General features: G+C 75.6%; 17 protein-coding genes. 12 read left to right on the top strand and 5 right to left on the bottom strand.

Going from position 1 to position 24,130, the window contains the following annotated elements; genetic code table 11:
• Positions 1–9: 9 nt before the first annotated feature.
• A complete protein-coding gene (locus AB0P03_RS02645) occupies positions 10–1,440 on the bottom strand; it encodes a LuxR C-terminal-related transcriptional regulator (RefSeq protein ID WP_363579587.1) in 1,431 nt (476 codons plus the stop codon).
• Positions 1,441–1,587: 147 nt separating this feature from the next.
• On the opposite strand from AB0P03_RS02645, the gene AB0P03_RS02640 reads away from it, so the two are divergent.
• On the top strand, positions 1,588–2,517 hold the full coding sequence (locus AB0P03_RS02640; RefSeq protein WP_363627605.1) for an NADP-dependent oxidoreductase: 930 nt from the start codon (positions 1,588–1,590) through the stop codon (positions 2,515–2,517).
• Positions 2,518–2,621: 104 nt separating this feature from the next.
• Positions 2,622–3,410 (top strand): SDR family NAD(P)-dependent oxidoreductase, encoded by a 789-nt coding sequence (locus AB0P03_RS02635; protein ID WP_363579585.1) that lies wholly within the window; start codon positions 2,622–2,624, stop codon positions 3,408–3,410.
• Positions 3,411–3,481: 71 nt separating this feature from the next.
• On the opposite strand, the gene AB0P03_RS02630 is transcribed toward AB0P03_RS02635, so the two are convergent.
• The 3 genes from AB0P03_RS02630 to AB0P03_RS02620 all read right to left on the bottom strand — a co-directional run bounded on the left by AB0P03_RS02630 (position 3,482) and on the right by AB0P03_RS02620 (position 6,444).
• Positions 3,482–4,663, bottom strand: a complete 1,182-nt coding sequence (locus tag AB0P03_RS02630; RefSeq protein ID WP_363627604.1) for a PP2C family protein-serine/threonine phosphatase — start codon at positions 4,661–4,663, stop codon at positions 3,482–3,484.
• A 94-nt stretch (positions 4,664–4,757) separates the two neighbouring features.
• Complete coding sequence (locus tag AB0P03_RS02625; protein ID WP_063349838.1) at positions 4,758–5,180, bottom strand: MarR family transcriptional regulator; 423 nt, start codon at positions 5,178–5,180, stop codon at positions 4,758–4,760.
• A 31-nt stretch (positions 5,181–5,211) separates the two neighbouring features.
• Positions 5,212–6,444 carry a M48 family metalloprotease gene (locus AB0P03_RS02620; protein ID WP_363627603.1) on the bottom strand — a complete coding sequence of 411 codons (1,233 nt, stop codon included), beginning with the start codon at positions 6,442–6,444 and terminating at the stop codon, positions 5,212–5,214.
• Between the two features lie 282 nt (positions 6,445–6,726).
• Between AB0P03_RS02620 and AB0P03_RS02615 the strand changes: the two genes are divergently transcribed.
• The 7 genes from AB0P03_RS02615 to AB0P03_RS02585 all read left to right on the top strand — a co-directional run bounded on the left by AB0P03_RS02615 (position 6,727) and on the right by AB0P03_RS02585 (position 13,777).
• Positions 6,727–7,920 (top strand): CapA family protein, encoded by a 1,194-nt coding sequence (locus tag AB0P03_RS02615; protein ID WP_363627602.1) that lies wholly within the window; start codon positions 6,727–6,729, stop codon positions 7,918–7,920.
• A gap of 285 nt (positions 7,921–8,205) precedes the next feature.
• A complete protein-coding gene (locus AB0P03_RS02610; protein ID WP_363627601.1) occupies positions 8,206–8,991 on the top strand; it encodes a 2,3-dihydro-2,3-dihydroxybenzoate dehydrogenase in 786 nt (261 codons plus the stop codon).
• Positions 8,992–9,267: 276 nt separating this feature from the next.
• Positions 9,268–10,419: an isochorismate synthase DhbC gene (dhbC, locus tag AB0P03_RS02605; protein ID WP_363627641.1), complete on the top strand. Its 1,152-nt coding sequence runs from the start codon at positions 9,268–9,270 to the stop codon at positions 10,417–10,419.
• A gap of 41 nt (positions 10,420–10,460) precedes the next feature.
• On the top strand, positions 10,461–12,131 hold the full coding sequence (locus AB0P03_RS02600; RefSeq protein ID WP_363627640.1) for a (2,3-dihydroxybenzoyl)adenylate synthase: 1,671 nt from the start codon (positions 10,461–10,463) through the stop codon (positions 12,129–12,131).
• A gap of 13 nt (positions 12,132–12,144) precedes the next feature.
• Positions 12,145–12,786 (top strand): isochorismatase family protein, encoded by a 642-nt coding sequence (locus AB0P03_RS02595; RefSeq protein WP_363579580.1) that lies wholly within the window; start codon positions 12,145–12,147, stop codon positions 12,784–12,786.
• A gap of 5 nt (positions 12,787–12,791) precedes the next feature.
• Positions 12,792–13,016: a phosphopantetheine-binding protein gene (locus AB0P03_RS02590; protein ID WP_063349844.1), complete on the top strand. Its 225-nt coding sequence runs from the start codon at positions 12,792–12,794 to the stop codon at positions 13,014–13,016.
• Positions 13,016–13,777: an AMP-binding protein gene (locus AB0P03_RS02585; protein WP_363627600.1), complete on the top strand. Its 762-nt coding sequence runs from the start codon at positions 13,016–13,018 to the stop codon at positions 13,775–13,777. Before AB0P03_RS02590 ends, AB0P03_RS02585 begins: the two co-directional genes overlap by 1 nt.
• A gap of 152 nt (positions 13,778–13,929) precedes the next feature.
• On the opposite strand, the gene AB0P03_RS02580 is transcribed toward AB0P03_RS02585, so the two are convergent.
• Positions 13,930–15,054 (bottom strand): amidohydrolase, encoded by a 1,125-nt coding sequence (locus AB0P03_RS02580; protein WP_363627599.1) that lies wholly within the window; start codon positions 15,052–15,054, stop codon positions 13,930–13,932.
• Between the two features lie 124 nt (positions 15,055–15,178).
• On the opposite strand from AB0P03_RS02580, the gene AB0P03_RS02575 reads away from it, so the two are divergent.
• Genes AB0P03_RS02575 through AB0P03_RS02565 form a run of 3 tightly spaced genes read left to right on the top strand, consistent with a single transcriptional unit; the run spans position 15,179 to position 24,076 of the window.
• Positions 15,179–22,501: an amino acid adenylation domain-containing protein gene (locus AB0P03_RS02575; RefSeq protein WP_363627598.1), complete on the top strand. Its 7,323-nt coding sequence runs from the start codon at positions 15,179–15,181 to the stop codon at positions 22,499–22,501.
• Complete coding sequence (locus AB0P03_RS02570; RefSeq protein WP_063349847.1) at positions 22,494–22,679, top strand: MbtH family protein; 186 nt, start codon at positions 22,494–22,496, stop codon at positions 22,677–22,679. The genes AB0P03_RS02575 and AB0P03_RS02570 overlap by 8 nt, the downstream gene beginning before the upstream one ends.
• Positions 22,676–24,076 (top strand): DHA2 family efflux MFS transporter permease subunit, encoded by a 1,401-nt coding sequence (locus AB0P03_RS02565; RefSeq protein ID WP_363579576.1) that lies wholly within the window; start codon positions 22,676–22,678, stop codon positions 24,074–24,076. Before AB0P03_RS02570 ends, AB0P03_RS02565 begins: the two co-directional genes overlap by 4 nt.
• Positions 24,077–24,130: the final 54 nt, after the last annotated feature.

The raw sequence follows: 24,130 nt of genomic DNA, 5'->3' as shown, positions 1-24,130 counted from the left end.
CGGTTCTCCTCAGGACGCCACGTGCAGGGCCGGGGTGCCCGGCATCCCGGCCCGGTGGGCCAGGGCCGCCGCCTCGCCGCGCGAGGAGACGCCGAGCTTGGCCAGGATGTTGGCGACGTGGAACTTCACCGTCGACTCGCTGATGTGCAGCGCCGCGGCGATGTCCCGGTTTCGCCGGCCCTGGGCCAGTTGGTCGAGCACTTCCAGCTCGCGCGGCTGGAGGCCGTCCAACGGGTCGGTGGCGCGCGGTTGTTCGGGCAGGCCGAGCGGCAGGTCGACGCTCACCGTGGTGCCCCAGCCGGGGACGGCCTCGATGGCGCAGCGCCCGCCGAGGGCGGCGATCCGGTCGGCGGTGCGGTGGACGGCCAGCGCGTCGGTGGCCAGCAGGCCGGGGCCGTCGTCCCGGACCACCGCCCGCAGCGTGTCACCGGTGAACCGCCAGCTCACGTGCAGCCTGGTCACGGCGTCCTGCTCCAGCATCACGAGGACGGCCGCCCGGACGGCGTCCCGGGCGGCGTGCGCGGTGTCCGCCGGCACGGACCGGCCTGCCTCCGCCGGCGGCGCGACGTCCAGCCGCACCCGGGTGTGCCGCAGCAGCGGGCGCAACTGCTGGTCGAGCCGGGCGAACGCGGCGTCGGCGGGCTCCTCGCTGAGCGCCCGGTCCAGGTCGGCGCCCCGGCGAAGGTCGAGCAGCGCCGTCACGGCCAGTTCGGTGGCGGCGCGGCGCGCGGTGGCGTCGTCCAGCGCGGCGGAGCGCAGCGGCGCGAGGATCGCGGTGAGCGCCGCGCCGTGGGAGCCGGTGAACTCGGCGATCGCCCGGGCGCGGGCGTTGGCGGAGGCCCGGGAGGCCACCGCGTGGGTGGGGCCGGCGTCGGTGGCGCGGTGGTGCGAGTGGGTGGTGACCAAGTCCCACAGCTGCTGGAGGACGGCGAGCGCCCCGGCCGCCACCGGGTCGGCGCCGCCGTCCCGGACCAGCACCAGCACCGCGGTGGTGGCGTCCGACGCCGACGCCGTGACCACCACGACGGACCTCGCCCGCCCGGCCAGCTGCGCCTCGCCCTGCCAGGCCCGGCCGTCGGCCGTCGCCGAGGTGGTCGTCTCGGCCAGCTTGGCGAGCTCCAGGCCGCTGACGGCGGCGGTCAGCTCGGGTGGGCCGAAGGCGAGCGTGGGGGAATAGGTGCAGATGCCGCTGAGCTGGGCGATCGCCACGTGCGGGACGAGGGTGGCGACCACCTCGGAGAGCCGGTCCATCAGGTGCGGCCGGGGGGTGCGCAGCACCTCGACGGCCCGCGCCAGCGCCTCCTCGGGGCGGCCCCAGTGCTGCCGCCACCGCTCGTCCGCGCCGTCCCCATCCCCGTTCCCGTGGTCCAGGTCCCTGCCGTCCACGTCCTCGCCCGTCTCGTTGCGCACGTCCTTGTCAACGCCGATGCCGTCGCCCATGCCGGCCAGCCTAGCCCGGGGGCCGGGGCGGGGGCCTGGCCGTTCGGACAGGTGGAACCATCCGAAAGGCGGGCCTGGCGACCACCCCGGACGATCCAGGATGGAGCCGTCGGAAGAAACAACTCACCGAACCCGCAAGGACATTCCATGACCAAGGCGATCGCCTTCTCCGAGTACGGCGGCGTGGACGTGCTGCGCCCGACCGACGTCGAGCTGCCCGCCCCGGGCCCCGGCCAGGTGCGGGTCGCGGTCCGCACGGTGGGCGTCAACCCGCTGGACCACAAGGTGCGCAGCGGCTCGATGGTGGCGGCCTTCCCGGTCTCCTTCCCGCACGTCGGCGGCTACGAGCTGGCCGGTGCGGTGGAGGCCGTCGGCCCGGACGTGACCGCGTGGGCGCCCGGCGACGAGGTGTTCGGCGCCGTCATGGGCGGCGCGTACGCCGAACAGGCGCTCGTGGACGCCGACCTGCTGGCCCGCAAGCCCGCCGCGCTGAGCTGGGAGGAGGCTGCGGCGATCCCGGTGGCGGCCGAGACCGCCGAGCGGGTGCTCGGCGTCCTGGGCGTGCGGGCCGGCGAGACGCTGCTGGTGCACGGCGCGGCCGGCGGGGTCGGCACCCTGCTGCTGCAACTGGCCCGGGCACGCGGGATCACCGTGGTCGGCACCGCCGGCGAGGCCAACCACGGCTACCTGCGCGAGCTGGGCGCGATCCCGGTGGCCTACGGCGACGGCCTGGCGGACCGGGTGCGGGCCGCCGCCCCGGGCGGGGTGGACCGGGCGCTGGACGCGGCGGGCAAGGGCGGGGTGCTGCCGCTCTCCATCGAGCTGACCGGCTCCGCGGACCGGGTGGTGACGATCGTCGACTTCGCCGGCTCCGCCGAGTACGGCGTCCGCTTCAGCGGCGGGGCGGAGGGCGTCGAGTCCTACCACCAGCGCGCCTACGCCGCCGTGCTGGCGCTGCACGAGGCGGGCACCCTGCGGCTGCCGCTGCACCAGGTGCTGCCGCTGGCGGAGGCGGCCGAGGCGCACCGGCTCAGCGAGCACGGGCACCTGCGCGGCAAGATCGTGCTCACGGTCTGAGCCATGGGTGCCGGGGTCGTCGACGACCGGCAGTCGGCCCGGTGCACTGGTCAACTGGTCGATGCACCGGGCGTTCTGACGCGGAATCGGTAGAGTCCGGTGGCATGGTGACTGAGAACGCATCAGGGGTGTCGGCGGGCCGCCTGGCCGGGCGGTCCTGCGTGGTGACGGGTGCGGCCAACGGCATCGGCCGGGCCGTCGCCGAACGCTTCGTGCGCGAGGGCGCGTCGGTGGTCGGCACCGACATCGACGTCGAGGGCCTGCGCCGGCTGGCCGACCGGTTCCCGCACGCCGTCAGCACGGTGGTCGGCGACGTGGCCAGCGACGAGGACGCCCGCCGGATGGTCGACGCCGCCGTCGAACGGCACGGCCGCCTCGACGTCCTGGTGGCCAACGCCGGGGTGATCCCGCTCATGGAGGTCACCGAGGCCACCGCCGAGGAGTGGGACCAGGTCATGGCCGTCGACGGCCGCGGCATGTTCCTCACCTGCAAGTACGGCATCCAGGCGATGGCCGCCCAGGAACGGCCGGGTGGGGCGATCGTCTGCGTCTCCTCCATCTCCGGCGAGGCCGGCCAGCGCGGCCAGGCGGTCTACGGGCCCGCCAAGTTCGTCGCCTCCGGCCTCACCCGGCACCTCGCCGTCGAATGGGCCGACCGCGGCATCCGGATCAACGCCGTCGCCCCCGGCACCATCGCCACCGACCGCGTCGCCCGCCTGTACGACGAACCCGGCGGGACGGAGTACCTCGCCGCGATCGAGAAGCGCCACCCGATGGGCCGCCTCGGGGCCCCGGCGGAGGTCGCGGCGGCCGTCCTGTTCCTCGCCTCCGACGACGCCTCCTTCATCACCGGCGCGGTGCTGCCCGTCGACGGCGGCTACCTCGCGCAGTAGCCGTCAGCCCCCGGTGTTCGCGACAGGGGAGCCAGGGGAGAGAGCCGGGCGAGCCGGGGGAGCCGGGGGAGCTAGGGAAGCCGGGGGAGCCGCTCGACGATGACCATCGCCGCGTCGTCGTCCAGCCGGCCGCCGACGTGGGCGAGCAGGTCGCGGCGCAGGTGGTGGAGCAGGGCGGTCGGGCGTTCGTCCTGCCAGGCGGTGACGCGGTCGGTGAGCGGGTAGAAGCGCCGGTCGGCGTCTCGGGCCTCGATCACGCCGTCGGTGTAGATCAGCAGCCGGTCGCCGGGGTGGAACGGGAAGGTCTCCACCTCGTACCGGACCGGGGCGAGCTCGCCCAGGCCCAGCGGCGGCGCCGGGTGGCGGGCGGCCAGCGTGGTGATGCCGTCGGGGCGCAGCAGCAGCGGGGGCGGGTGGCCGCAGTCGATCAGCCGGACCGCCGTGCCGTCGTCGGGGATGTCGAGCAGGACGGCGGTGATGAAGGACTCGCCGCTGTCCTCCGGCGGGGCCGCCTCGTCCGGGTCCTCGCCGCTCAGGCGGCGTCGGCGGGCCTGTTCGCCGAGCTGGGCGAGGTCCCAGCAGACGCTGCCGTCCAGGTAGGCGGCGAGCCCGGGCAGGTCGGCGTGCAGGTGGGCGGCGGCGCGGAAGGCGCCGAGCAGCAGGGCCGCGTCGCCGAGCGAGGACAGGCCCTTGCCGCGGACGTCACCGACCAGCAGCCGGGTGCCGGTGGCGGTGCGGGCGGCCGCGTACAGGTCGCCGCCGACCTGTGCCTCGGCCTCGGCGGCGAGGTAGACGGAGGCCAGGTGCAGCGGCCCGATCCGGTCCGGCAGCGGGCGCAGCAGGACCCGCTGGGCGGCCTCGGACACTGAGCGGACCTGGGCCAGCTCGCGTTCGTACCGTTCGCGCAGCGCCCGCAGTCCGATGATCAGGGCGGAGACGACGACCTGCGCGCCCAGCTGGGTCTCGATGTTGGCGCTGGTGAGGCCGTCCCGGGTGATGCCGATGACGGTGAGCGCGGCGAGGGCCAGCAGGGCGACGCCGGCGGTGGCCCGGGCGCCGGCGTAGGAGGCGGTGAGCGCGGGGGCGACGATCAGCAGCGGGCCGAGGTGGATCTGCGCGGGGGAGAGGATGTCGACGACGGTGATCACGACGATCAGCGCGAGCGACAGCGCCGTCAGCGCGCGGCGGTCGGGCCGCCGGGGGCGGCGGCGGTCGCGGGGCTGCGGGTCACGGGGACGCTGCCGGAGTGGCACCTTTCCTCTGTACACCGTCGGGGCGGTGGGGCGCACCCCGGGCGCTCCTCGGGTACACCCCGGAGGCCCCCGGGCGCACCCCGTACAGGGGGTCTCAGCCCTCTTCGCCGTAGCGGGCCAGGTAGGCGGCGAAGCGGGCGACGTCCTCGTCGGACCAGTCGGTGAAGCGGGCGGTGAAGGCCAGGCGGCGCTGCTCGTTGGCGTCCTGCAGCAGGGCGAGCCCGGCCTCGGTGGCGCGCAGGATCTGGCCGCGCTGGTCGTCCGGGTCGGCCTCGCGCCGCAGCAGGCCGAGCTTCTCCAGGGCGGTGACCTGGCGGCTGACGGTCGACTTGTCGAGCATGAAGTGGGCGGCCACGTCGGCGGCCCGACAGCCGCCGCGCTCGGTGATCAGGTCGAGGATGCTGTAGGTGACCAGGGAGAGGTCGGGGTGCAGCTGGGAGGCCTTGTGCCGGGCGCGCCGGGCGAAGGCGGTCAGCTCGCGCTGGATGGCGTCGATGGACGACTGGCGGCCGGGCACGGGCGTTCCTACCTCCTCGATATTTGTTGCACTATACAACGGATTCCCCCGGGTTCGCGCGCCGCTCCGGGCCTCCCTGTCCCTGAGTGGCCTGCCAGGCGCGGGCGGCGGCAATCCGGCGGGTCGCACTCGGGTGAGTGGCGAACAGTAGCTCAAGCGCCCTCGGCGGGTCGACATCGGAGACGTTCGCCAAGGCCAGTCTGCGTTGCATTGCGACGAACTGCTCGGCGTCCGACGTCAGTTCGAGCGCATGCCGGTCCGCCCTGGCCTCGATCCGGCGGCTCACTGCGCACTGGGCCGGCCCCGACAGCGCCCCCAGCAGCGCCGCGCACGCCGCCAGCAGCGGCAGCGCCCGCGGATCGGCCGCATCCGCCGCCCCCGCCGCCGACAGCAGAGGTCGCCAGGAGCCCAGCACCCCCAGCACGGCCACCGCCGCGGCCGCGCCCACCGCGCCCAGCAAGGTGCCGAACGGCACGTCCCGGTGCTTCACGTGGCCCAGCTCGTGCGCCACCACCAGTTCCACCTCGCGCGGCGTGGCCGTCGACAGCAGCGTGTCGTACGCGACGATCCGGCGGGTCGCGCCCAGCCCCGACACGTACGCGTTGAGCGCGGTGGTCCGCCGCGAGGCGTCCGCCACCAGGACGTCCCGCACCCGTACGCCGTCCCGCTCGGCCAGCGCCAGCAGGGCGCTGCGCAGCGGGCCCGGCGGCATCGGGGTGAAGCGGTTGAACACCGGCTCGATCAGCAGCGGGTGCAGGAAGGACAGCGCCGCCGTCAGCACCGCCGCCGCGCCCGCCGCCGGCAGCCACCAGTGCCGCGGCGACCAGGCGGTCAGCGCGAACAGCCCGAGCGCGAGCGGAAGGACCAGCACGAGGGCCAGCCCCAGGCCGCGCAGCGCGTCCACCGTCCAGCCGACCCAGCCCTGCGTCACCAGCCCGTACCGGGCCCGGACCACCCGCAGTCGGGCGCCGAACGGCAGCTGCAACGCCTGGCCGAGCACCACCAGGGCCGCCGCGCCCGCCAGCACCCCGGCCGTCCGGGAGCCGCCGAACCAGCCGCCGACGGCCGAGACCAGGCCGGCCCCGGCCGGGGTCAGGCCGAGCAGCAGGGTGAGCGCCAGGCCCGCCAGCCGACCGCCCAGTGCCCAGGGGAGCTGGGCGCGGCGCAGCGCGCGGCCACGGGCGCGCTCGGCGGGGGTGAAGTCGGCTGGTGGGCGGCCGGTGGGGGCGGGGCCGGCGGAGGCGGTGGTATCGGTGTCGTCCATGGGGTGGGTGCGGCTCCGGGCTCTGGCGGACGGGGGCGGTTCAGCATCTCCTACCGCGCCGGGGCGGCGCTCAGTCCTCGGCGCCCGGTGCTCCAGTCTTTGGTGTCCGGCCGTGGGTGTCCGGCCGTGGGTGTTCGTCGGCTCGTGTCCGGCCGTGGGTGTTCGGGGGTGGGTGTCCGGCCCGCCGGTGTTGTGCTCGGAATGTTGCGGAACCGAGGCGGATGGGTGCGGAACCCGTGCCGTAGGCTGACCGCTTCTGGATCGACCCGGGGGGAACCACTCATGCGCCGTGCCGCGGCCGCCGTCGCGCTGTTCGTCGGCCTGACCGCCGTCGCCGCCTGCGGGCCCGACGACCCCGCCCCGGCGCCGGCCGCCGCGCCCGGCTCGACCGCGGCCTCCTCGGGTGGGGCGGCGGGCGCGTCCACCAGCCCGGGTGCGACGCCGTCCGGAACCGCCGCCGGGAAGAACGCCGCGCCCCGGCCCGACGGCAGCATCACCGTCGCGTTCGCCGGAGACGTCCACTTCGAGGGCCGCACCGAGGCCCGGCTCGCCGTCCAGCCGCCGGAGCAGGCCCTCGGCCCGCTCTCCCGGACGCTCGCCGACGCCGACCTGTCCGTCCTCAACCTGGAGACGGCGATCACCGGGCGCGGCGCCCCCGAGCCGAAGACCTACACCTTTCGCACCTCGCCCAAGGCGCTCTCGGCGCTCAAGGACTCCGGCGTCGACGTCGTCTCCATGGCCAACAACCACGCCGTCGACTTCGGCGCCGACGGCCTCACCGACACCCTCGCCGCCAAGGACTCCTCGCCGATCCCGGTCGTCGGCGTCGGCCGCAACGCCAAGGAGGCGTACGCCCCGTACGTCACCACCGTGCGCGGTGTGAAGGTCGCCGTCGTCGCCGCCAGCCAGGTCGAGGACCTGACCAACCAGAAGTGGCGGGCCGGTGCCAACAAGCCGGGAATCGCCTCCGCGCTGGACGTCCCCGCGCTGGTCAAGGCGGTCGAGGCGGCCAAGCAGCAGGCGCCCGTCGTCCTCGTCTACCTGCACTGGGGCGACGAGGGCAAGGCCTGCCCCACCGGCCCGCAGACCGCCATCGCCAAGAAGCTCGCCACCGCCGGCGCCACCGCCGTGGTCGGCACCCACGCCCACACCATGGTCGGCTCGGGCATGCTCGGCAACACGTACATCGGCTACGGCTTCGGCAACTTCCTCTGGTACGGCACCTCCAACTACGCCTTCTCCAACGAGACCGGCGTCACCACCCTCACCCTCACCCGCGACGGCAAGGTCACCGGCGAGGCCTTCGCCCCGGCGACCATCGACGACAAGGGCGTCCCCGTCCCGGCCACCGGCGCCACCGCCGAGGCGGCCCGCAAGCGCCGCGACGCCCTCCGGGGCTGCACCGGCCTCGCCCCGGCCCCGGCGGCTCCGTCGGCTCCGGCTCCGTCGGCTCCGGCGACGGGCGCGACGGGCTGAGTCGCCTCCGGGGGCCCGTGGCCCTCTCGTGAGCGACCGGTAGCCGTCCTCAGCTCTCGGTCGCCGTCGGGCAGTTCACCGCCCTCCAGTCGCCGCGGCACCGCGGCCGTGGGGGTTCGATCCATGCTCTCGGCGAGACGAAACGTCTCGTACCGGTGTGCCCGGAAATGGCGGAGATCGGACCGGAGTCGAGAGGGTGGCGGTGAGTTGACGACTGCACAGGGCATCGGCGCAGCCGAACATATGTGTTAGGTTAGGCTTACCTAATATTGCTGGTCGGAGGGGATGTCCGTGCAAAAGTCCGAATTCGCCGGTGCCGTCGCGATGGTCACCGGGGCCGGGCAGGGCATCGGTGCGGCCGTGGCCCGGGCGCTCGTCGCCGAGGGTGCCGTCGTCGCCGCGGTGGACCGCAACCCCGGCCCGCTCGCCGCCCTCGCGGCGGAGTCGCCCGCCGTGCACCCGTACGTCCTGGACGTCGCCGACGGCCGGGCGGTGGACGACACGGTCGACCTGATCGAGCGCCAACTCGGGCCGATCGCCGCGCTGGTGAACGTCGCCGGGATCCTGCGCACCGCACCCGTCGTCGAACTCACCGACCAGGACTGGGCGGAGACCTTCGCGGTCAACACCACCGGCGTCTTCCACACCGGCCGCGCGGTCGGCCGCCGGATGGCCGACCGCGGTCGCGGCGCCGTGGTCACTGTCGGCTCCAACGCCGCCGGGGTGCCGCGCGCCGGCATGGCCGCGTACGCGGCGTCCAAGGCGGCGGCCACCATGTTCACCCGCTGCCTCGGGCTGGAACTCGCCCGCTCCGGCGTGCGGTGCAACATCGTCTCGCCCGGCTCGACCGACACCGGGATGCAGCGCGCGCTCTGGGGCGAGGACGCCGAGGCCGCCGAACGGCGGGTCATCGACGGCGACTTGGGCGCCTGGCGGGTCGGCATCCCGCTCGGGCGGATCGCCGCACCCGCCGACATCGCCGAGGCGGTGGTCTTCCTGGCCTCCGACCGGGCCCGGCACATCACCATGCACGACCTCTACGTCGACGGCGGCGCGACCCTGCGCGCCTGAGCGCCCTCGCCGTCCCCACGCCTTCCTCGCAGCTTCCCTCCGCTCCCCTCCGCGCCCCGGGCAACCCCCGGGCGTCGGCCATGCCCTGACTTCCTTCCCCGACCTTCCACCCCGACGTCCAGACCGTCCAGACCGTCCCAGACTGGAGACTTCACGGTGACCACGGTGCACCACGCCCCCGCCGGGGGTGTCGTCGAGCACGCCGCTCCCGTCCCCGCTGCCCCGGCCCCCGCCGGGTCCGCCGACCCTTCCGCCCCGGCCCCCGACCACGCCGTCATCGGCGCGGCCAGCGGCCTGCTCGGCCAGTACCGGGCCGCGGCCGACGAGGCGTTCTTCGCCTCGCCGACCCGCACCCTGCTCACCGCCGGGGTGCACGCCCGGGTCCCGCAGGACGGGCGCCCGCTGCCCGTCCGGGTCGCCGCGACGCTGGCCGAGGCCCGTCGTGCCGGGGTCGAACGGCCGCTGGTGGTCGGCGCAGTGGCGTTCGACCACGACAGCCGGGTCGAACTCGCCGTCCCCGAGAGAGTCCGCAGAGCCGGGGCGCTGCGCGACGACCCGCTGATCGCGCTGCCCGCGCCGCCGGCCGAGGTGGTCGACTGGCAGGTGCGTCCGATCCCCGAGCCGGCCGCGTACGGCGCGGGCGTCGCGGCGGCCGTCGAGCGGTTGCGCGGCGGCGAGTTGAGCAAGGTCGTGCTGGCCCGCACGCTGGAGCTGAGCGCCGACCGCCCGCTGGACCTGCCCGCGATCCTCCAGCGGCTCGGCCGCCGTGACCCGGGCGGCTACACCTTCGCCGTCCCCGCCGGCGGCGGGCGGACGCTGATCGGGGCCAGCCCCGAACTCCTGCTCTCCCGGCGCGGAACGGCCGTCCTGGCCAACCCGCTGGCCGGTTCGGTGCCGCGCAGCGCCGACCTCGGCGAGGACGTCCGGCGCGCCGCCGCGCTGCTGGAATCGCCCAAGGACCTGCACGAGCACGCCGTCGTGGTGGACGCGATCCGCGCCGCGCTGGCGCCGTACTGCCGCACCCTGGACGTGCCGGCGCGGCCGACCCTGGTGCGCACCGCCGCGATGTGGCACCTGGCCACCACCATCACCGGCGAACTGGCCGATCCGGCGGTCTCCGCCCTGGAGTTGGCCACCGCCCTGCACCCGACCCCGGCGGTCTGCGGCGCGCCGACGGCCGTCGCCCGGCGGGTGATCGGCGAGGTCGAGCCCTTCGACCGGGGCCTGTACACCGGCATGGTCGGCTGGGGTGACGCGGACGGCGACGGCGAGTGGGTGGTCACCATCCGCTGCGCGGAGGCGGACGAGCGGACCCTGCGGGTGTACGCGGGTGCGGGCGTCGTCGACCGGTCCCGGCCCGAGGACGAACTCGCCGAGACCAGTGCCAAGTTCCGCACCTTCCTGGACGCCGCGGGGGTGTCGCAGTGACGGCGACGGAGAGCTTTCTGACGCAGAACCAGTCCGCCGTTGTGGGCCGGACCTCCGTTCAGGAGTCCGCCTTCACCCCGTACCCCGCCGAGTTCGCCGAGCGCTACCGGGCCGCCGGGTACTGGCGCGGCGAGACCTTCGGGCGAATGCTGCGTGAGCGCGCCGCCGCGCACGGCGAGCGGATCGCGATCGTCGACCCGGCGGGGGAGGGGCGGCGCTGGACGTACGCCGAACTCGACCGCCGCGCCGACCGGATGGCCGCCGGGCTGCTCGCCCGGGGGATCGGGCGCGGCGACCGCGTGGTGGTCCAACTGCCCAACGTGGCCGAGTTCTTCGAGGTGGTCTTCGCGCTGTTCCGGATCGGCGCGCTGCCGGTCTTCGCGCTGCCCGCCCACCGCGCCACCGAGATCGGCTACTTCTGCTCCTTCACCGGGGCGGCCGGCTACGTCGTCGCGGCCGTCGACAACGGCTTCGACTACCGCGAACTGGCCTCCCGGGTCAAGGCGGAGAGCCCGGCGCTGCGGCTGGTCCTGGTGGCCGGGGACGACCCGGGCGAGCACCTCCGGTTGGCGGACGTGCCCTGCGACGGGCCCGGGCCGGTCGAGGAGCCGGAGCCCGGGAGCGTCGCCTTCCTCCAGCTCTCCGGCGGCAGCACCGGCGTGCCCAAGCTGATCCCGCGCACCCACGACGACTACATCTACTCGCTGCGCGGCTCGGTCGAGCTGTGCGCGCTCGACGAGGACAGCGTCTACCTGTGTGCGCTGCCCGCCGCCCACAACTTCCCGCTCAGCTCGCCCGGTTCGCTCGGCACGCTGTACGCGGGCGGCCGGGTGGTGCTGTGCCCGCGGCCCAACCCGGAGACGGCCTTCCCGCTGATCGAGCGCGAGGGCGTGACCATCACCGGGCTGGTGCCGCCGCTGGCCCTGCTCTGGCTGGACGCCGCCGAGCGCGACGCGGGCGGCCCCGGCGCGGGGGACCTGGACAGCCTGGAGGTGCTGCTGGTCGGCGGTGCCAAGTTCAGCGCCGAGGCTGCCCGGAGGGTGGGCCCGGTGCTCGGCTGCACGCTTCAGCAGGTGTTCGGGATGGCGGAGGGGCTGGTCAACTACACCCGCCTGGACGACCCGGAGGAGCTGATCACCACCACCCAGGGCCGGCCGATCTCCCCCGACGACGAGGTCCGGGTGGTCGACGACCAGGACCAGGACCTGCCCGACGGCGCCACCGGCCACCTGCTCACCCGCGGCCCGTACACCATCCGCGGCTACTGGAACGCGCCCGAGCACAACGCCAACTCCTTCACGGCCGAGGGCTTCTACCGCACCGGCGACCTCGTCCGCCGCACCCCGACCGGCCACCTGGTGGTCGAGGGCCGGGCCAAGGACCAGATCAACCGGGGCGGCGAGAAGGTCGCCGCCGAGGAGATCGAGAACCACCTGCTCGCCCACCCCGCCGTGCACGACGCGGCGGTGGTGTCGATGCCCGACCCCTACCTCGGCGAACGCACCTGCGCCTACGTCGTCCTGCGTACCGAGCATCGCGAACAGCCGCCGAAGAGCATCGAGTTGAAGCGCTTCGTACGGCAGCGCGGACTGGCCGAGTACAAGGTGCCGGACCGGGTCGAGTTCGTCGACGCCTTCCCCGCCACCGGGATCGGCAAGGTCAGCAAGAAGGACCTGCGCGCCGCCATCGCGGCCGCACTCCCTACTCACTGAAGGAAAGACCACCGTGGGCCTGCCCCGCATTCCCTCCTATCCCCTGCCCGCCGCCACCGAACTGCCCGCCAACCGGGTCGAGTGGACGGTCGACCCGGACCGCGCCGTGCTGCTGGTGCACGACCTGCAGAACCACTTCCTGGACGCCTTCGACGCCGCCGCCGCGCCGGTGCCCGAACTCCTCGGGAACGTCGGCCGGTTGGCCGGGGCGGCGCGTGCCCACGGCATACCGGTGCTCTACTCGGCCCAGCCCGGCGGGCAGAGCCCGGCCGAACGTGGCCTCCAGCAGGACTTCTGGGGCCCGGGCATCCCGGACGACCCTCGTGCGACGGCGATCGCCGACGCCGTCGCCCCCGCACCGGGCGACACGCTGCTCACCAAGTGGAAGTACAGCGCCTTCGTGCGCACCGATCTGGACCGGCTGCTGCGCGAACAGGGCCGGGACCAGCTGGTGATCACCGGCGTGTACGCGCACATCGGGGTACAGGCCACCGCCTGCGACGCCTGGATGCGCGACCTGCCGGCCTTCGTGGTGGCCGACGCGGTCGCCGACTTCGGCCCGGACGAGCACCGCGCGGCGCTGTCCTGGGTGGCCGGCCGCTGCGGGCAGGTCACCACCACCGACGCCGTCCTGGCGATGCTGGAAGGGAAGTGACGGGCATGGCCTTCACCGTGGAGCGGATCCGGGCCGAGGTCGCCGACCTGCTCGGCGAGGACCCGGCGGACGTCCCGCTGGACGAGAACCTGGCCGACTGGGGCCTGGACTCGGTCCGGCTGATGGCGCTCGCCGAGCGCTGGCGGGCCGAGGGCGCCGAGGTGGCGTTCGTGCAACTGGCCGAGCGCCCGGCCGTCGAGGCCTGGGCCGCACTGCTCGGCGCGGCCTGATGGAGACGGTGCTGCTGGAGGCCGCCGGGCCGCAGGCGCCCCCGCGCACGGACCGGGCGGCGAAGTACCCGCCGACCACCGTCGTGGGGCCGGTCGAGGCGCAGGCCGCCCGGACCCCGGACGCCCCCGCCGTGCTGCTCGCGGGCGGCGCGGCCGTCACGTACCGGGACCTGAACGCCGCGGCCAACCGGCTGGCGCGCGCCCTGGCCGCGCGCGGCGCCCGGCCGGGGGCGGTGGTCGGCCTGGCGCCGGCCCGCCACCCGGCGCAGCTGCTGACCGCGCTGCTCGCGGTGGCCAAGTCCGGCGCGGCGTACCTGCCGCTGGACCCGGCGGACGCACCCGGGCGCCGGGAGCGGCTGCTCGCGGAGACCGCGCCGGTCTGCGTGCTGGGGGAGGGGGTGCCGGAGGCGCTGGCCGGGCTGGACGTGGACGGCGAGCTGGCCACCGACCCGCCCCGGGCGCTCACGCCGCAGCACCTGCTCTGCGTCGGGTACGGCCCGGGCGGGCGACCGGACGCCGTCGGGCTCACCCACGCCGAGGCCGACCGCCGGGTGCGCGAGCTCCAGGCGGCCCACCCGCTCGGCCCGGGTGACCGGGTGCTGCAACTGGGCCTGCCGCTCTGGGAGTTCCTCTGGCCGCTGCGGACCGGCGCCGCCGTGGTGCTGGCCGACCCGCAGCGGTCGGGCGAGGTCGGGGAGCTGGTGAGGGAGCTGGGCGTCACAGCGGTGCGGGCGTCGTCGGCGGCGCTGCTGGGCGACTGACGGGGGCGGGGCGAGGGCGGCGAACAGATGACAACGTTCGGTGAACAACTTTCAGATAACAGATGATGAAATCTGTTATCTGAAAGTTGTCATCTGTCAGTCGTCAGTCGTCAGTCGTCGATCGGCGGCCGTCGGTCGGCATGCGTCGGCTGTCAGGCGTGTGCCGCCAGGTCGGCCGCCGTCCAGGCCATGGCGACCGCGCCGTCGAGCACCGCCCGGTCGGCCTCCGCCCCCACCGCGGCCTCGGCGAACGCGGCCTCGTGCGGGGCGCAGGCACCACCGGTGATGTCCAGCACCGGGTGGATGGCGGGCACGGCGTGGGAGACGTTCCCCATGTCGGTGCACGCGAACGGCCCGCTCTCGACCGGCTCCGGCCGGCCGAGCGCCGCCGCGTTGGCCCGCCAGAGGGCGAGCAGGGCGGGGTCGGAGCGCATGTCCAGGTAGTCCGGTTCGGGCCGGTCGAGCGTCACCTCGCAACCGGTGGCGAGCGCCCCGGCCCGGAAGCAGTCCTCGACCCGGGCCCGCAACTGCGCGAGGTCCTCGGCCGCCGAGGCGCGGATCTCGTACTCCGCGCTCGCGCTGTCGGGGATCAGGTTGGGCGCGGTGCCGGCGGCGGTGGTGATGCCGTGCACCCGCCACTGCGGCGGCAGGTGCTGGCGCAGCAGCCCGAGGGCGACCTGGGCGACGGTGAGGGCGTCGGCGGCGTTGCGGCCCTGGTGCGGGTTGAGGCTCGGGTGGGCGGCGCGGCCGGTGTAGCGGACGGAGAGGGTGCCGAGCGCGAAGGAGCGGAAGTCGGCGACCTCGACCGGGCAGGGGTGCACCATCATCGCCGCGTCCACGCCGTCGAAGGCGCCCGCCTCCAGCAGGAGTGCCTTTCCGGCTCCGCGTTCTTCGGCCGGCGCGCCGATCACCCGTACGGTGAGCCCGAGTTGGTCGGCGTACGGGGCGAGGCCGAGTGCCGCGCCGAGGCCGGCGGCGGCGATCAGGTTGTGCCCGCAGGCGTGCCCGAGGCCGGGCAGCGCGTCGTACTCGCAGACGAGTGCGACGGTGACCGGCCCGCTGCCGAGGCTCGCGGTGAACGCGGTGTCCAGTCCGTGCGCGGGCGCGGTGACGGCGTAGCCGTGGGCGCGCAGGAGTTCGGCGCACCAGGCGGCCGCGCGGTGCTCCTCGAACGCGGTCTCGGGGTGGGCGTGGATGCGGTGGCTGAGCGCGAGCAGTTCCGCGCGGTGCGCGTGGACGCGTTCGCGGACGGCCTGTTTGGTCGCGGTCAGGGGCATGGGCGGCGCCTCCGTGATGTCAGGGCCCCCGCGCTGGGGGGCCGTTGACCAGATCATATGAAGTTAGATTAGGCTAACCTAACTAGGCGTTTCGTTCGCCGGACCCCGAGGAGCACCCCGAACCATGCCTGCCGTCGAAACCCAGGCCGTCGATGTCCCGCTGCTCGCCGCCCAGGCCGCCATCTGGTACGCGCAGTCACTCGACCCCGACAGCCCGGTCTACAACACCGGCGACGCCGTCGAGATCACCGGCCCGCTCGACGAGGCCCGGTTCGAGGACGCGCTGCGGCAGGCGGTCGACGAGGCCGAGGCACTGAGCGCCGTCGTCGTCACCGGCCCGGACGGCACGCCCCGCCAGCAGCCGCGCCCCGGCCGCCGCTGGCCGCTGCACCACCTCGACCTGCGCGCCGCGCACGACCCGGCCGCCGAGGCCGAGGCCTGGATGCGCGCCGACCTCGCCCGCCCGGCCGACCTCGCCGAGGGCCCGCTGTTCACCCACGCGCTGATCCGCCTCGCCGAAGACCGGTACCAGTGGTACCGGCGGATCCACCATCTCGCCGTCGACGCCTACGCGTTGAACCTCCTCGGCGAGCGCCTCGCCGAGCTGTACACCGCGCACGCCACCGGCACCGAGCCCGCCGCACGCCCGTTCGCCACCCTCGCCGAGGTCGCCGCCGAGGAGGCCGCCTACCGGGACGGCGAGGAGTACCCGGCCGACCGCGCCTACTGGGCCGACCGCCTGGCCGGAGCCGACACCCCGGCGACCCTGCCGGGCAGCCCGGCGCCCGCACTGTCCGCAACCCCGGCCCAGGCCCCCCTGCGCCTCACCGCCGAGCTGCCCGCCGGCACCCGCGACCGGCTGGAGCGCGCCGCCGCCACCGCCCGCGCCACCTGGGCCGAACTGCTCCTCGCCGCCACCGCCGGCTACCTGCACCGCCTGGCCGGCACCGAGGACGTCGTGCTCGGCCTGCCGCTCGCCAACCGCCGCGGACCGGCCGCCCTGCGCACCCCCGTCGCCGCCGCCAACGTCCTCCCGCTGCGCCTGGCCGTCCGTCCCGCCGACAGCGCCGAGGCGCTGCTGCGCCGGGTGGTCCGCGAACTGCGCGCCGTCCGCCGCCACCAGCGCTACCCCCTGGAGGACCTGCGCCGCGACCTCGGGCTGACCGGCGAGCGGCGCGCCCTGTTCGGCCCGATGGTCAACATCAAGGCCTTCGAGGGCGATCTCGACCTGGCCGGCCTGCCCGGCGTCGTCCGCAACCTCGCCGCCGGGCCCGTCGACGACCTCGCCGTCGGCGTCTCGCCCGCCCCCGGCGGCGCGCTGCGCCTCGTCCTGGACGCCGACCCCGCCCGCCACGACACCGCCTCACTCGCCGCCCACCGCGACGGGCTGCTGCGCTACCTCGACGCCCTCGCCGACCTGCTGCTCACCGCCCCGCAGACGCCCATCGCCCGGATCGACCTGCTCGACCCGGACGGCCTGCGCCGCGCCACCGCCGGCCGCACGGAGCCGCCGCTCGGCCGGACGCTGCCCGAGCTGTTCGCCGCACAGGCCGCCCGCACCCCGGCCGCCGTCGCCGTCCGCAGCGGCAAAGTCGCCCTCACCTTCGCCGAGTTGGACGCCGCCGCCAACCGCCTCGGCCACCGCCTGAACGCCCTCGGCGTGCGCGCCGGTGCGCCGGTCGCGCTCGCCCTGCCGCGCGGCGTGGACACCCTGGTCGCGATGCTCGGCGTGCTCAAGGCCGGCGGCGCCTGCGTCTCCCTCGACCTCGCGCACCCCCGGCAGCGCCTGGCCGCCGTCCTGGACGACGCCCGCCCGGTCTGCGCGGTCGGCACCGCCGAGGCCCTCGCCCAACTGGACCTGCCGGCCGGCCTGCCCGCCGTGCTGCCCGGGGACGCGGACGCCGAGCCCGCCACCGCACCCCCGGCCCCCCGGCCCCACCACGCCGCCTACGTGCTGCACACCTCCGGTTCCACCGGCCGCCCCAAGGGCGTCGTCGTCACCCACGCCTCGCTGGCCAACCTGTACGCGGGCCACGGCGAGGACCACATCGCCCCGGCCGTGCGCCGCACCGGCCGCGAGCGCCTGCGTGTCGCGCACAGCGCCTCGTTCGCCTTCGACGCCTCCTGGGACCCGGTGCTGTGGATGGTCCACGGCCACGAGCTGCACCTGCTCGACGACGCCACCTACCGCGACCCGGCCGCCCTGGCCGGCCACCTGCACCGGGAACGCGTCGACTACCTCGACGTCACCCCCTCCTACCTCGAAGTCCTGCTCTCCGAAGGCATCCTGGACGAGGAGTGGCACCGCCCGGCGGTCATCGCGGTCGGCGGCGAGGCCACCCCGCCCGCCCTCTGGCAGCGCCTCACCGCCGCACCCGGCCTGCACCCGATCGACCTCTACGGCCCGACCGAGACCACGGTCGACGCCTACGCCTGGACGCCCGGCCCGGACGGCGCCCCGGTCGGCCGGGTGGTGCGCGGCTCCCGCGCCTACGTCCTCGACGGCTCGCTGCGCCCCGCGCCCGACGGCGTCGCCGGCGAACTGTACGTCGCCGGGGCGTGCCTGGCCCGCGGCTACCTCGGCCGCCCCGACCTCACCGCCGAACGCTTCCTCGCCGACCCGTTCGGCCCGCCCGGCGACCGGATGTACCGCACCGGCGACCTCGCCCGCCGCCGACCGGACGGCACCCTGGAATTCCTCGGCCGCGCCGACGACCAGGTGAAGATCCGCGGCTTCCGGATCGAGCCCGGCGAGATCGCCGCCGTCCTCGCCCAACTGCCGGGCGTCGCGCAGGCCGTGGTGATCGCCCGCTCCGGTCCGCAGGGCAAGCGGCTGCTCGGCTACGTCGTGCCCGAGGTGCTCTCCGAGGCGGCTCCCGAGGCAGCCTCCGAGGCGGTTTCCGAGGCGGTCTCCGAGTCCGAGGCCATGCCGGAGGACACCGCCGAACCCGCCCCCGCCCCCGCCCCCCGCGTCGCCCTCGACCCGGCCGCGCTGCGGGCCGCCCTCGCCGCCCGGCTGCCCGGACACATGGTCCCGGCCGCCGTCCTGGTCCTCGACGAACTGCCGCGCACCGCCCACGACAAGCTCGACCACCGCGCCCTGCCCGAGCCCGCCGCGGCCGAGCCCGGCACGGCCCCGGCCACGCCGCAGGAGGAACTGGTCTGCGGGCTGTTCGCCGACGTCCTCGACCTGCCGCAGGCACCCGGGCGGGACACCTCCTTCTTCGACCTCGGCGGCCACTCGCTGCTGGCCGGCCGCCTCGCGGCCCGGCTGCGCGAGACCTTCGCCGCCGCCGTCGGGTTCGCCGACGTCTTCCGCCACCCGACCCCGGCCGCGCTCGCCGCCCTGCTCGACGCGCACCCCGGCGGCGAGCCCGAGGCCCGCCCCGCGCTGGTGCCCGTGCCGCGCACCGACCGGATGCCGCTGTCGCCCGCCCAGCGCGGCCTGTGGTTCCTGCACCGGCTCCAGGGCCCCAGCCCCACCTACAACATCCCGCTCGCCCTCACCCTCACCGGCCCGCTCGACCGGACCGCCCTCACCCTCGCCCTCGGCGACCTCGCCGCCCGGCACGAGGTGCTGCGCACGGTCTACGGCGAGGAGCCGGACGGCACGCCGTACCAGCGGGTGCTGCCCGCCGAGCCCGTCGAACTGCACGACGGCACCGAGCTCGCCGAAGCCGTGCGGCACGCCTTCGACCTCACCGGCCGGCCGCCGCTGCGCACCACCCTGTTCACCCACGGCCCGGCCGAACACACCCTGCTCCTGCTGCTCCACCACATCGCGAGCGACGGCGCCTCCACCACCCCGCTGGTCCGCGACCTGTCCGCCGCCTACACCGCCCGGTTGGCCGGCCGCGCACCGGAACTCCCGTTGCCCGCCGTGCAGTTCGCCGACCACGCGGCCTGGCAGCGGCAGCTGCTCGGCACCGCCGAGGCGCCCAGCCCGCTCGCCGCGCGGCAGTCGGAGTACTGGCGCACCGCCCTGGCCGGCCTGCCCGACCAGCTGGAACTGCCCACCGACCGACCGCGCCCCGTCGTCGCCGGCCACCACGGCGCCACCGTGCCCTTCACCCTCGACGCCGAGGCCCACGCCGCCCTCGCCGCGCTCGCCCGGGCGGCCGGCGGCACCGTCTTCATGGCCGTCCAGGCCGGACTCGCCGCCCTGCTCACCCGGCACGGCTGCGGCACCGACATTCCCGTCGGCACCCCGGTCGCCGGCCGCGACGACCCCGAAACCGCCGACCTGGTCGGCTACTTCGTCAACTCCGTGGTCCTGCGCACCGACACCTCGGGCGACCCGACCTTCCGCGAGCTGCTCGGCAAGGTCAGAGGCACCGTCCTCGCCGCCCACGAGCACGCCGACCTGCCCTTCGACCGCCTGGTCGAGGAGCTCAACCCGCCGCGCTCCCTCGCCCGCCACCCGCTGTTCCAGGTGATGCTTGCCTGGCAGAGCCGCCCCGACGAGCTCCACCCGCTGGGCGGCGGCCTCACCGCCCGGATCGCCGCCGTCCCCAGCGGCACCGCCAAGTTCGACCTCACCCTCAACGCGGGCGAGCTCCCCGACGGCGGCATCGGCGGCTTCCTGGAGTACCGCACCGACCTCTTCGACGCCGCCACCGTCGAAGGGCTCGCCACCCGCCTCGCCCGGCTGCTCGCCGCCGCCGCCACCGCCCCCGACACCGCGATCGGCCGGCTCCCGCTGATCGGCGAGGAGGAGCGGCTGCGCGCCCTCGTCGAGTGGAACGGCACCCCGTACACGTCGGCGCTGCACACCTCGGCGCTGCACACCTCGGCTCCGCACACGTCGGCCCCGGACGCCACCCTGGCCGGGCTGTTCGAGGCCGCCGCAGCCGCCAACCCGCGGGCCGTCGCCGTCAGTTGCGGTGACGAGCAGCTCGACTACACCGAACTCGCCACCCGCGCCGACCGCTTGGCCCGGCTGCTGGCCGCCAACGGCATCGGCCCCGGCACCATCGTCGCCCTCGCCCTGCCGCGCTCGCTCGAACTCGTCGTCGCCCTCCTCGCGGTGGCCAAGTCCGGCGCCGCCTACCTGCCGCTCGACCCCGACTACCCGGCCGACCGCCTCGCCTACATGCTGGCCGACGCCGCCCCCGCCGCCCTGCTCACCGACCGCGCCACCGCGCCCCGGCTGCCCGCCCACCAGGTGCCCCAACTGCTCGTCGACGGACCGGAGTCGGCCACCCACCCGGCCGCCCCGCTGGCCCAGCACGAGCGCACCCGCCCGCTGCGCGCCGAGGACACCGCCTACGTCATCTACACCTCCGGCTCCACCGGCCGCCCCAAGGGCGTCCCCGTCACCCACCACAACGTGGTCCGGCTGTTCAGCTCCACCGACCGCTGGTTCGGCTTCGGCGCCGACGACGTCTGGACCCTCTTCCACTCCTACGCCTTCGACTTCTCCGTCTGGGAGCTGTGGGGGGCCCTGCTGCACGGAGGCCGCCTGGTCGTCGTCCCGCACCTGGTCAGTCGCGACCCGGCGGCCTTCCTCGACCTGCTCGCCCGCGAACGCGTCACCGTGCTCAACCAGACCCCGTCCGCCTTCTACCAGCTCAGCGCCGCCGACCGGGACCGCCCCGGATCCGAACTCGCCCTGCGCTACGTGGTGTTCGGCGGCGAGGCGCTCGAACTGGCCCGGCTCGACGACTGGTACGCCCGCCACCCGGAGGACGCGCCCACCCTGGTCAACATGTACGGCATCACCGAGACCACCGTGCACGTCTCCTACATCGCCCTCGACCGGGCCACCGCCGCCGCCGGAAGCAGCAGCACCATCGGCGTCAACATCCCCGACCTGCGGGTCTACGTCCTGGACCAGCACCTCCAGCCCGTCCCGCCCGGCGTCACCGGCGAGATGTACGTCGCCGGGGCCGGCCTGGCCCGCGGCTACCTCGGCCGCCCCGACCTCACCGCCGGACGCTTCGTCGCCGACCCGTACGCCGAACTGTTCGGCGAACGCGGCACCCGGATGTACCGCTCCGGCGACCTCGCCCGCCGCCGCGCCGACGGCGTCCTGGAGTACTTCGGCCGCGCCGACCAGCAGGTGAAGCTGCGCGGCTTCCGGATCGAACTCGGCGAGATCGAGGCCGTGCTGGCCGCCCACCCGGGCGTCGCCGACGCCGCCGTGGTCGTCCGCGAGGACGCCCCGGGCGACAAGCGACTGGTCGGCTACGCGGTCACCACGGCGAGCCCCGAGGACCCGAGCGCCGTCGCCGCCCCCACCCCCGAGGACCTGCGCGCCCACGCCGCCGCCGGACTGCCCGCCCACATGGTGCCCTCCGCCGTCGTCCTGCTCGACCGGCTGCCGCTCACCGCCAACGGCAAGCTCGACCGCCGCGCCCTGCCGGCCCCCGACGCGCCCGCCACCGGCGCCGGACGCCCGCCGCGCACCCCGCGCGAACAGCAGCTGTGCGAACTCTTCGCCGAGGTGCTGGGCGTCGCGGCGGTCGGCGTCGACGACGACTTCTTCGCCCTTGGCGGCCACTCGCTGCTGGTCGTCCGCCTCGCCGGGCGGATCCGCGAACTGCTCGGCCTGGACGTCGGCATCGGCACCCTGTTCCAGTCGCCCACCGTCGCCGCCCTCGACACGGCCCTGGCGGCCGGCTCGCAGAGCGCCGACGCGCTGGACGTCCTGCTCCCGCTGCGGCCCGCCGCGCCCGGACGCCGTACCCCGCTGTTCGCCGTCCACCCCGCCGGCGGCCTCAGCTGGTGCTACACCGGCCTGATCCGCCACCTGCCCGCCGACCTGCCGATCTACGGCCTCCAGGCCCAGGGCGTCGGCGCGGCCACGGCGGCCCGGCCCCTGCCGCAGACCCTGGACGAGCTGGCCGCGCACTACGTCGACCGGCTGCGCGAGGTCCAGCCCGAGGGCCCGTACCGGCTGCTCGGCTGGTCCACCGGCGGGATCATCGCGCACGCCGTCGCCGTCCGGCTCCAGGACCTCGGCCACGCCGTCGAGTTGCTCGCGATCCTGGACGCCTACCCCGCCGAGGGCTTCCGCGACCTGCCCGTCCCCGACCAGGCCGAGGCGCTGGAGGCGCTGCTCACCATGGGCGGCTACGGCCCCGAGGACCTCGCCGGGCGGCCGCTCGAACTCGCCGCCGTCACCGAGCTGCTGCGCCGCGAGGGCAGCCCGCTCGCCGGACTCGACGACGCCACCGTGGCCGCCCTCAACCGGATCTACCTCAACACCAACCACCTCGTCCGGGGCCACGACCACCGCCCCTTCGACGGCGACGTGCTGTTCTTCCGCGCCACCGTCGACACCATCGACGAGACCCTGGTGCCCGAACTCTGGACCCCGTACGTGTCCGGCCGCATCGACAACACCGACGTCGCCTGCTCGCACAAGGACATGACCCTGCCCGCCCCGATCGCGCACATCGCCCGCGTGATCACCGACCACCTGGAGAAGTCCTCCGATGAGTGACGCCCCCGCCAACCCCTTCGACGGCGACGGCGAGTTCCTCGCCCTCGTCAACGACCAGGGCCAGCACTCGCTCTGGCCGGCCTTCGCCGCCGTCCCGGCCGGCTGGAACGTCTCCCACGGCCCGTGCGAGCGCGCCGACGCCGTGCAGTGGATCACCGCCCACTGGACCGACCTGTGACCCCTCCGGCCGTCGAGGCCGCCCCGGCGCGCCCCCTGCTCGCGGGGCGCGCCGCGGTGGTCGTGGTCTACACCGCCGCGATGTGCATGAACGGCCTGGACTCGACCATCGTCAACCCCGCGCTGTTCACCATCGCCGAGGACTTCGGGCGGCCCGTCTCGGCCGCCAACGCCGTCGAGACGGCCTTCCTGGTCGGCCTCGCCGTCGGCCTGCCGGTGGCGGGCTGGCTCGGCGACCGGTTCGGCGTGAAACGGGTCTTCCTCGGCTCCCTGGCCGCGTTCACCCTCGCCTCCGCCCTGTGCGCCGCCGCCCCCGGCCTCGGCTCGCTCGCCGCCGCGCGGGCCGTCCAGGGCGTGGCCGGCGGGCTGCTCACCCCGGTCGGGATGACCCTGCTGTTCCGGGCCTTCGCCCCGCACGAGCGGGCCGGCCTGGGCCGGATCCTGATCGTCCCGACCGCCCTGATGCCCGCCCTCGGCCCGCCGCTCGGCGGCCTCCTGACCGAACACCTCTCCTGGCACTGGCTGTTCCTGGTCAACGTGCCGGTCGGGGTCGCGGCCGTCGTGACCGGGCTCATCGGCCTGCGCGCGGCGGACGAGCCCCCGGCCGGCCGCTTCGACACCACCGGCTTCCTGCTCGCCACCCCCGGCCTCGGACTGCTCACCTACGCGCTCGGCTTCGGCCCGGCGCACGGCTGGTCCTCGCCGGGAGTGGCGCTCAGCGGCGTGGCCGGTCTCCTCCTGCTCGTCATCGCCGTGCGCCACCAACTCCGCTCCGCCGAACCACTGGTGGATCTTCGGCAGCTCGCCGACCGCACCTTCGGCACCGCCACCTGGCTGGCCCTGCTCACCTCGGCCGGCCTGATGGGCGCCCTGTTCGTCCTCCCGCTGCTCTACCAGGCCGCCCTCGGGGCCTCGGCCCTCGACGCCGGGCTGAGCGTCTTCCCCGAGGCGATCGGCCTGATGGCCGCCTCCCAGGTGGTCGACCGCCTGCTGCCCCGGTTCGGTCCCCGCCGCCTCGCGCTGCCCGCGCTGCTGCTCGCCGCCCTCGTCCTGGCCGCCCTCGGCTTCGCCGAGAACCCCTGGGCCGTACGGGCGTTGATGTTCGCGGTCGGGCTCGTCCTGGGCACCGCCGTGCTCACCGTCCAGATCGCCGGCTTCGCCGACGTCCCCGGGCCCGCGATGGGCCGCGCCATGGGCCTGTTCACCATCGTCCGCACCCTCGGCGGCGCCCTCGGCATCGCCGCCACCGCCGCCCTCATCGGCGCCCTGGACACCGACGGCGGCTCACTCGGCCCCTACCGCCTCGCCCTTCTGCTCACCGCCGCCCTGGTCGCCGCCGGCACCCTCCTCACCACCCGCCTCCCCCGGGAGGCGCCGGCACCACCCCTCGCCGACTGAACAGCCACGCCGCACCCCGCGATCGCGGGGTGCGGCGTCAGTTCGTTGGACGCG

Source organism: Kitasatospora sp. NPDC088779, assembly GCF_040685395.1.
Classification (GTDB): Bacteria; Actinomycetota; Actinomycetes; order Streptomycetales; family Streptomycetaceae; genus Kitasatospora.
This window is presented reverse-complemented; position numbering and strand designations above follow the sequence as displayed.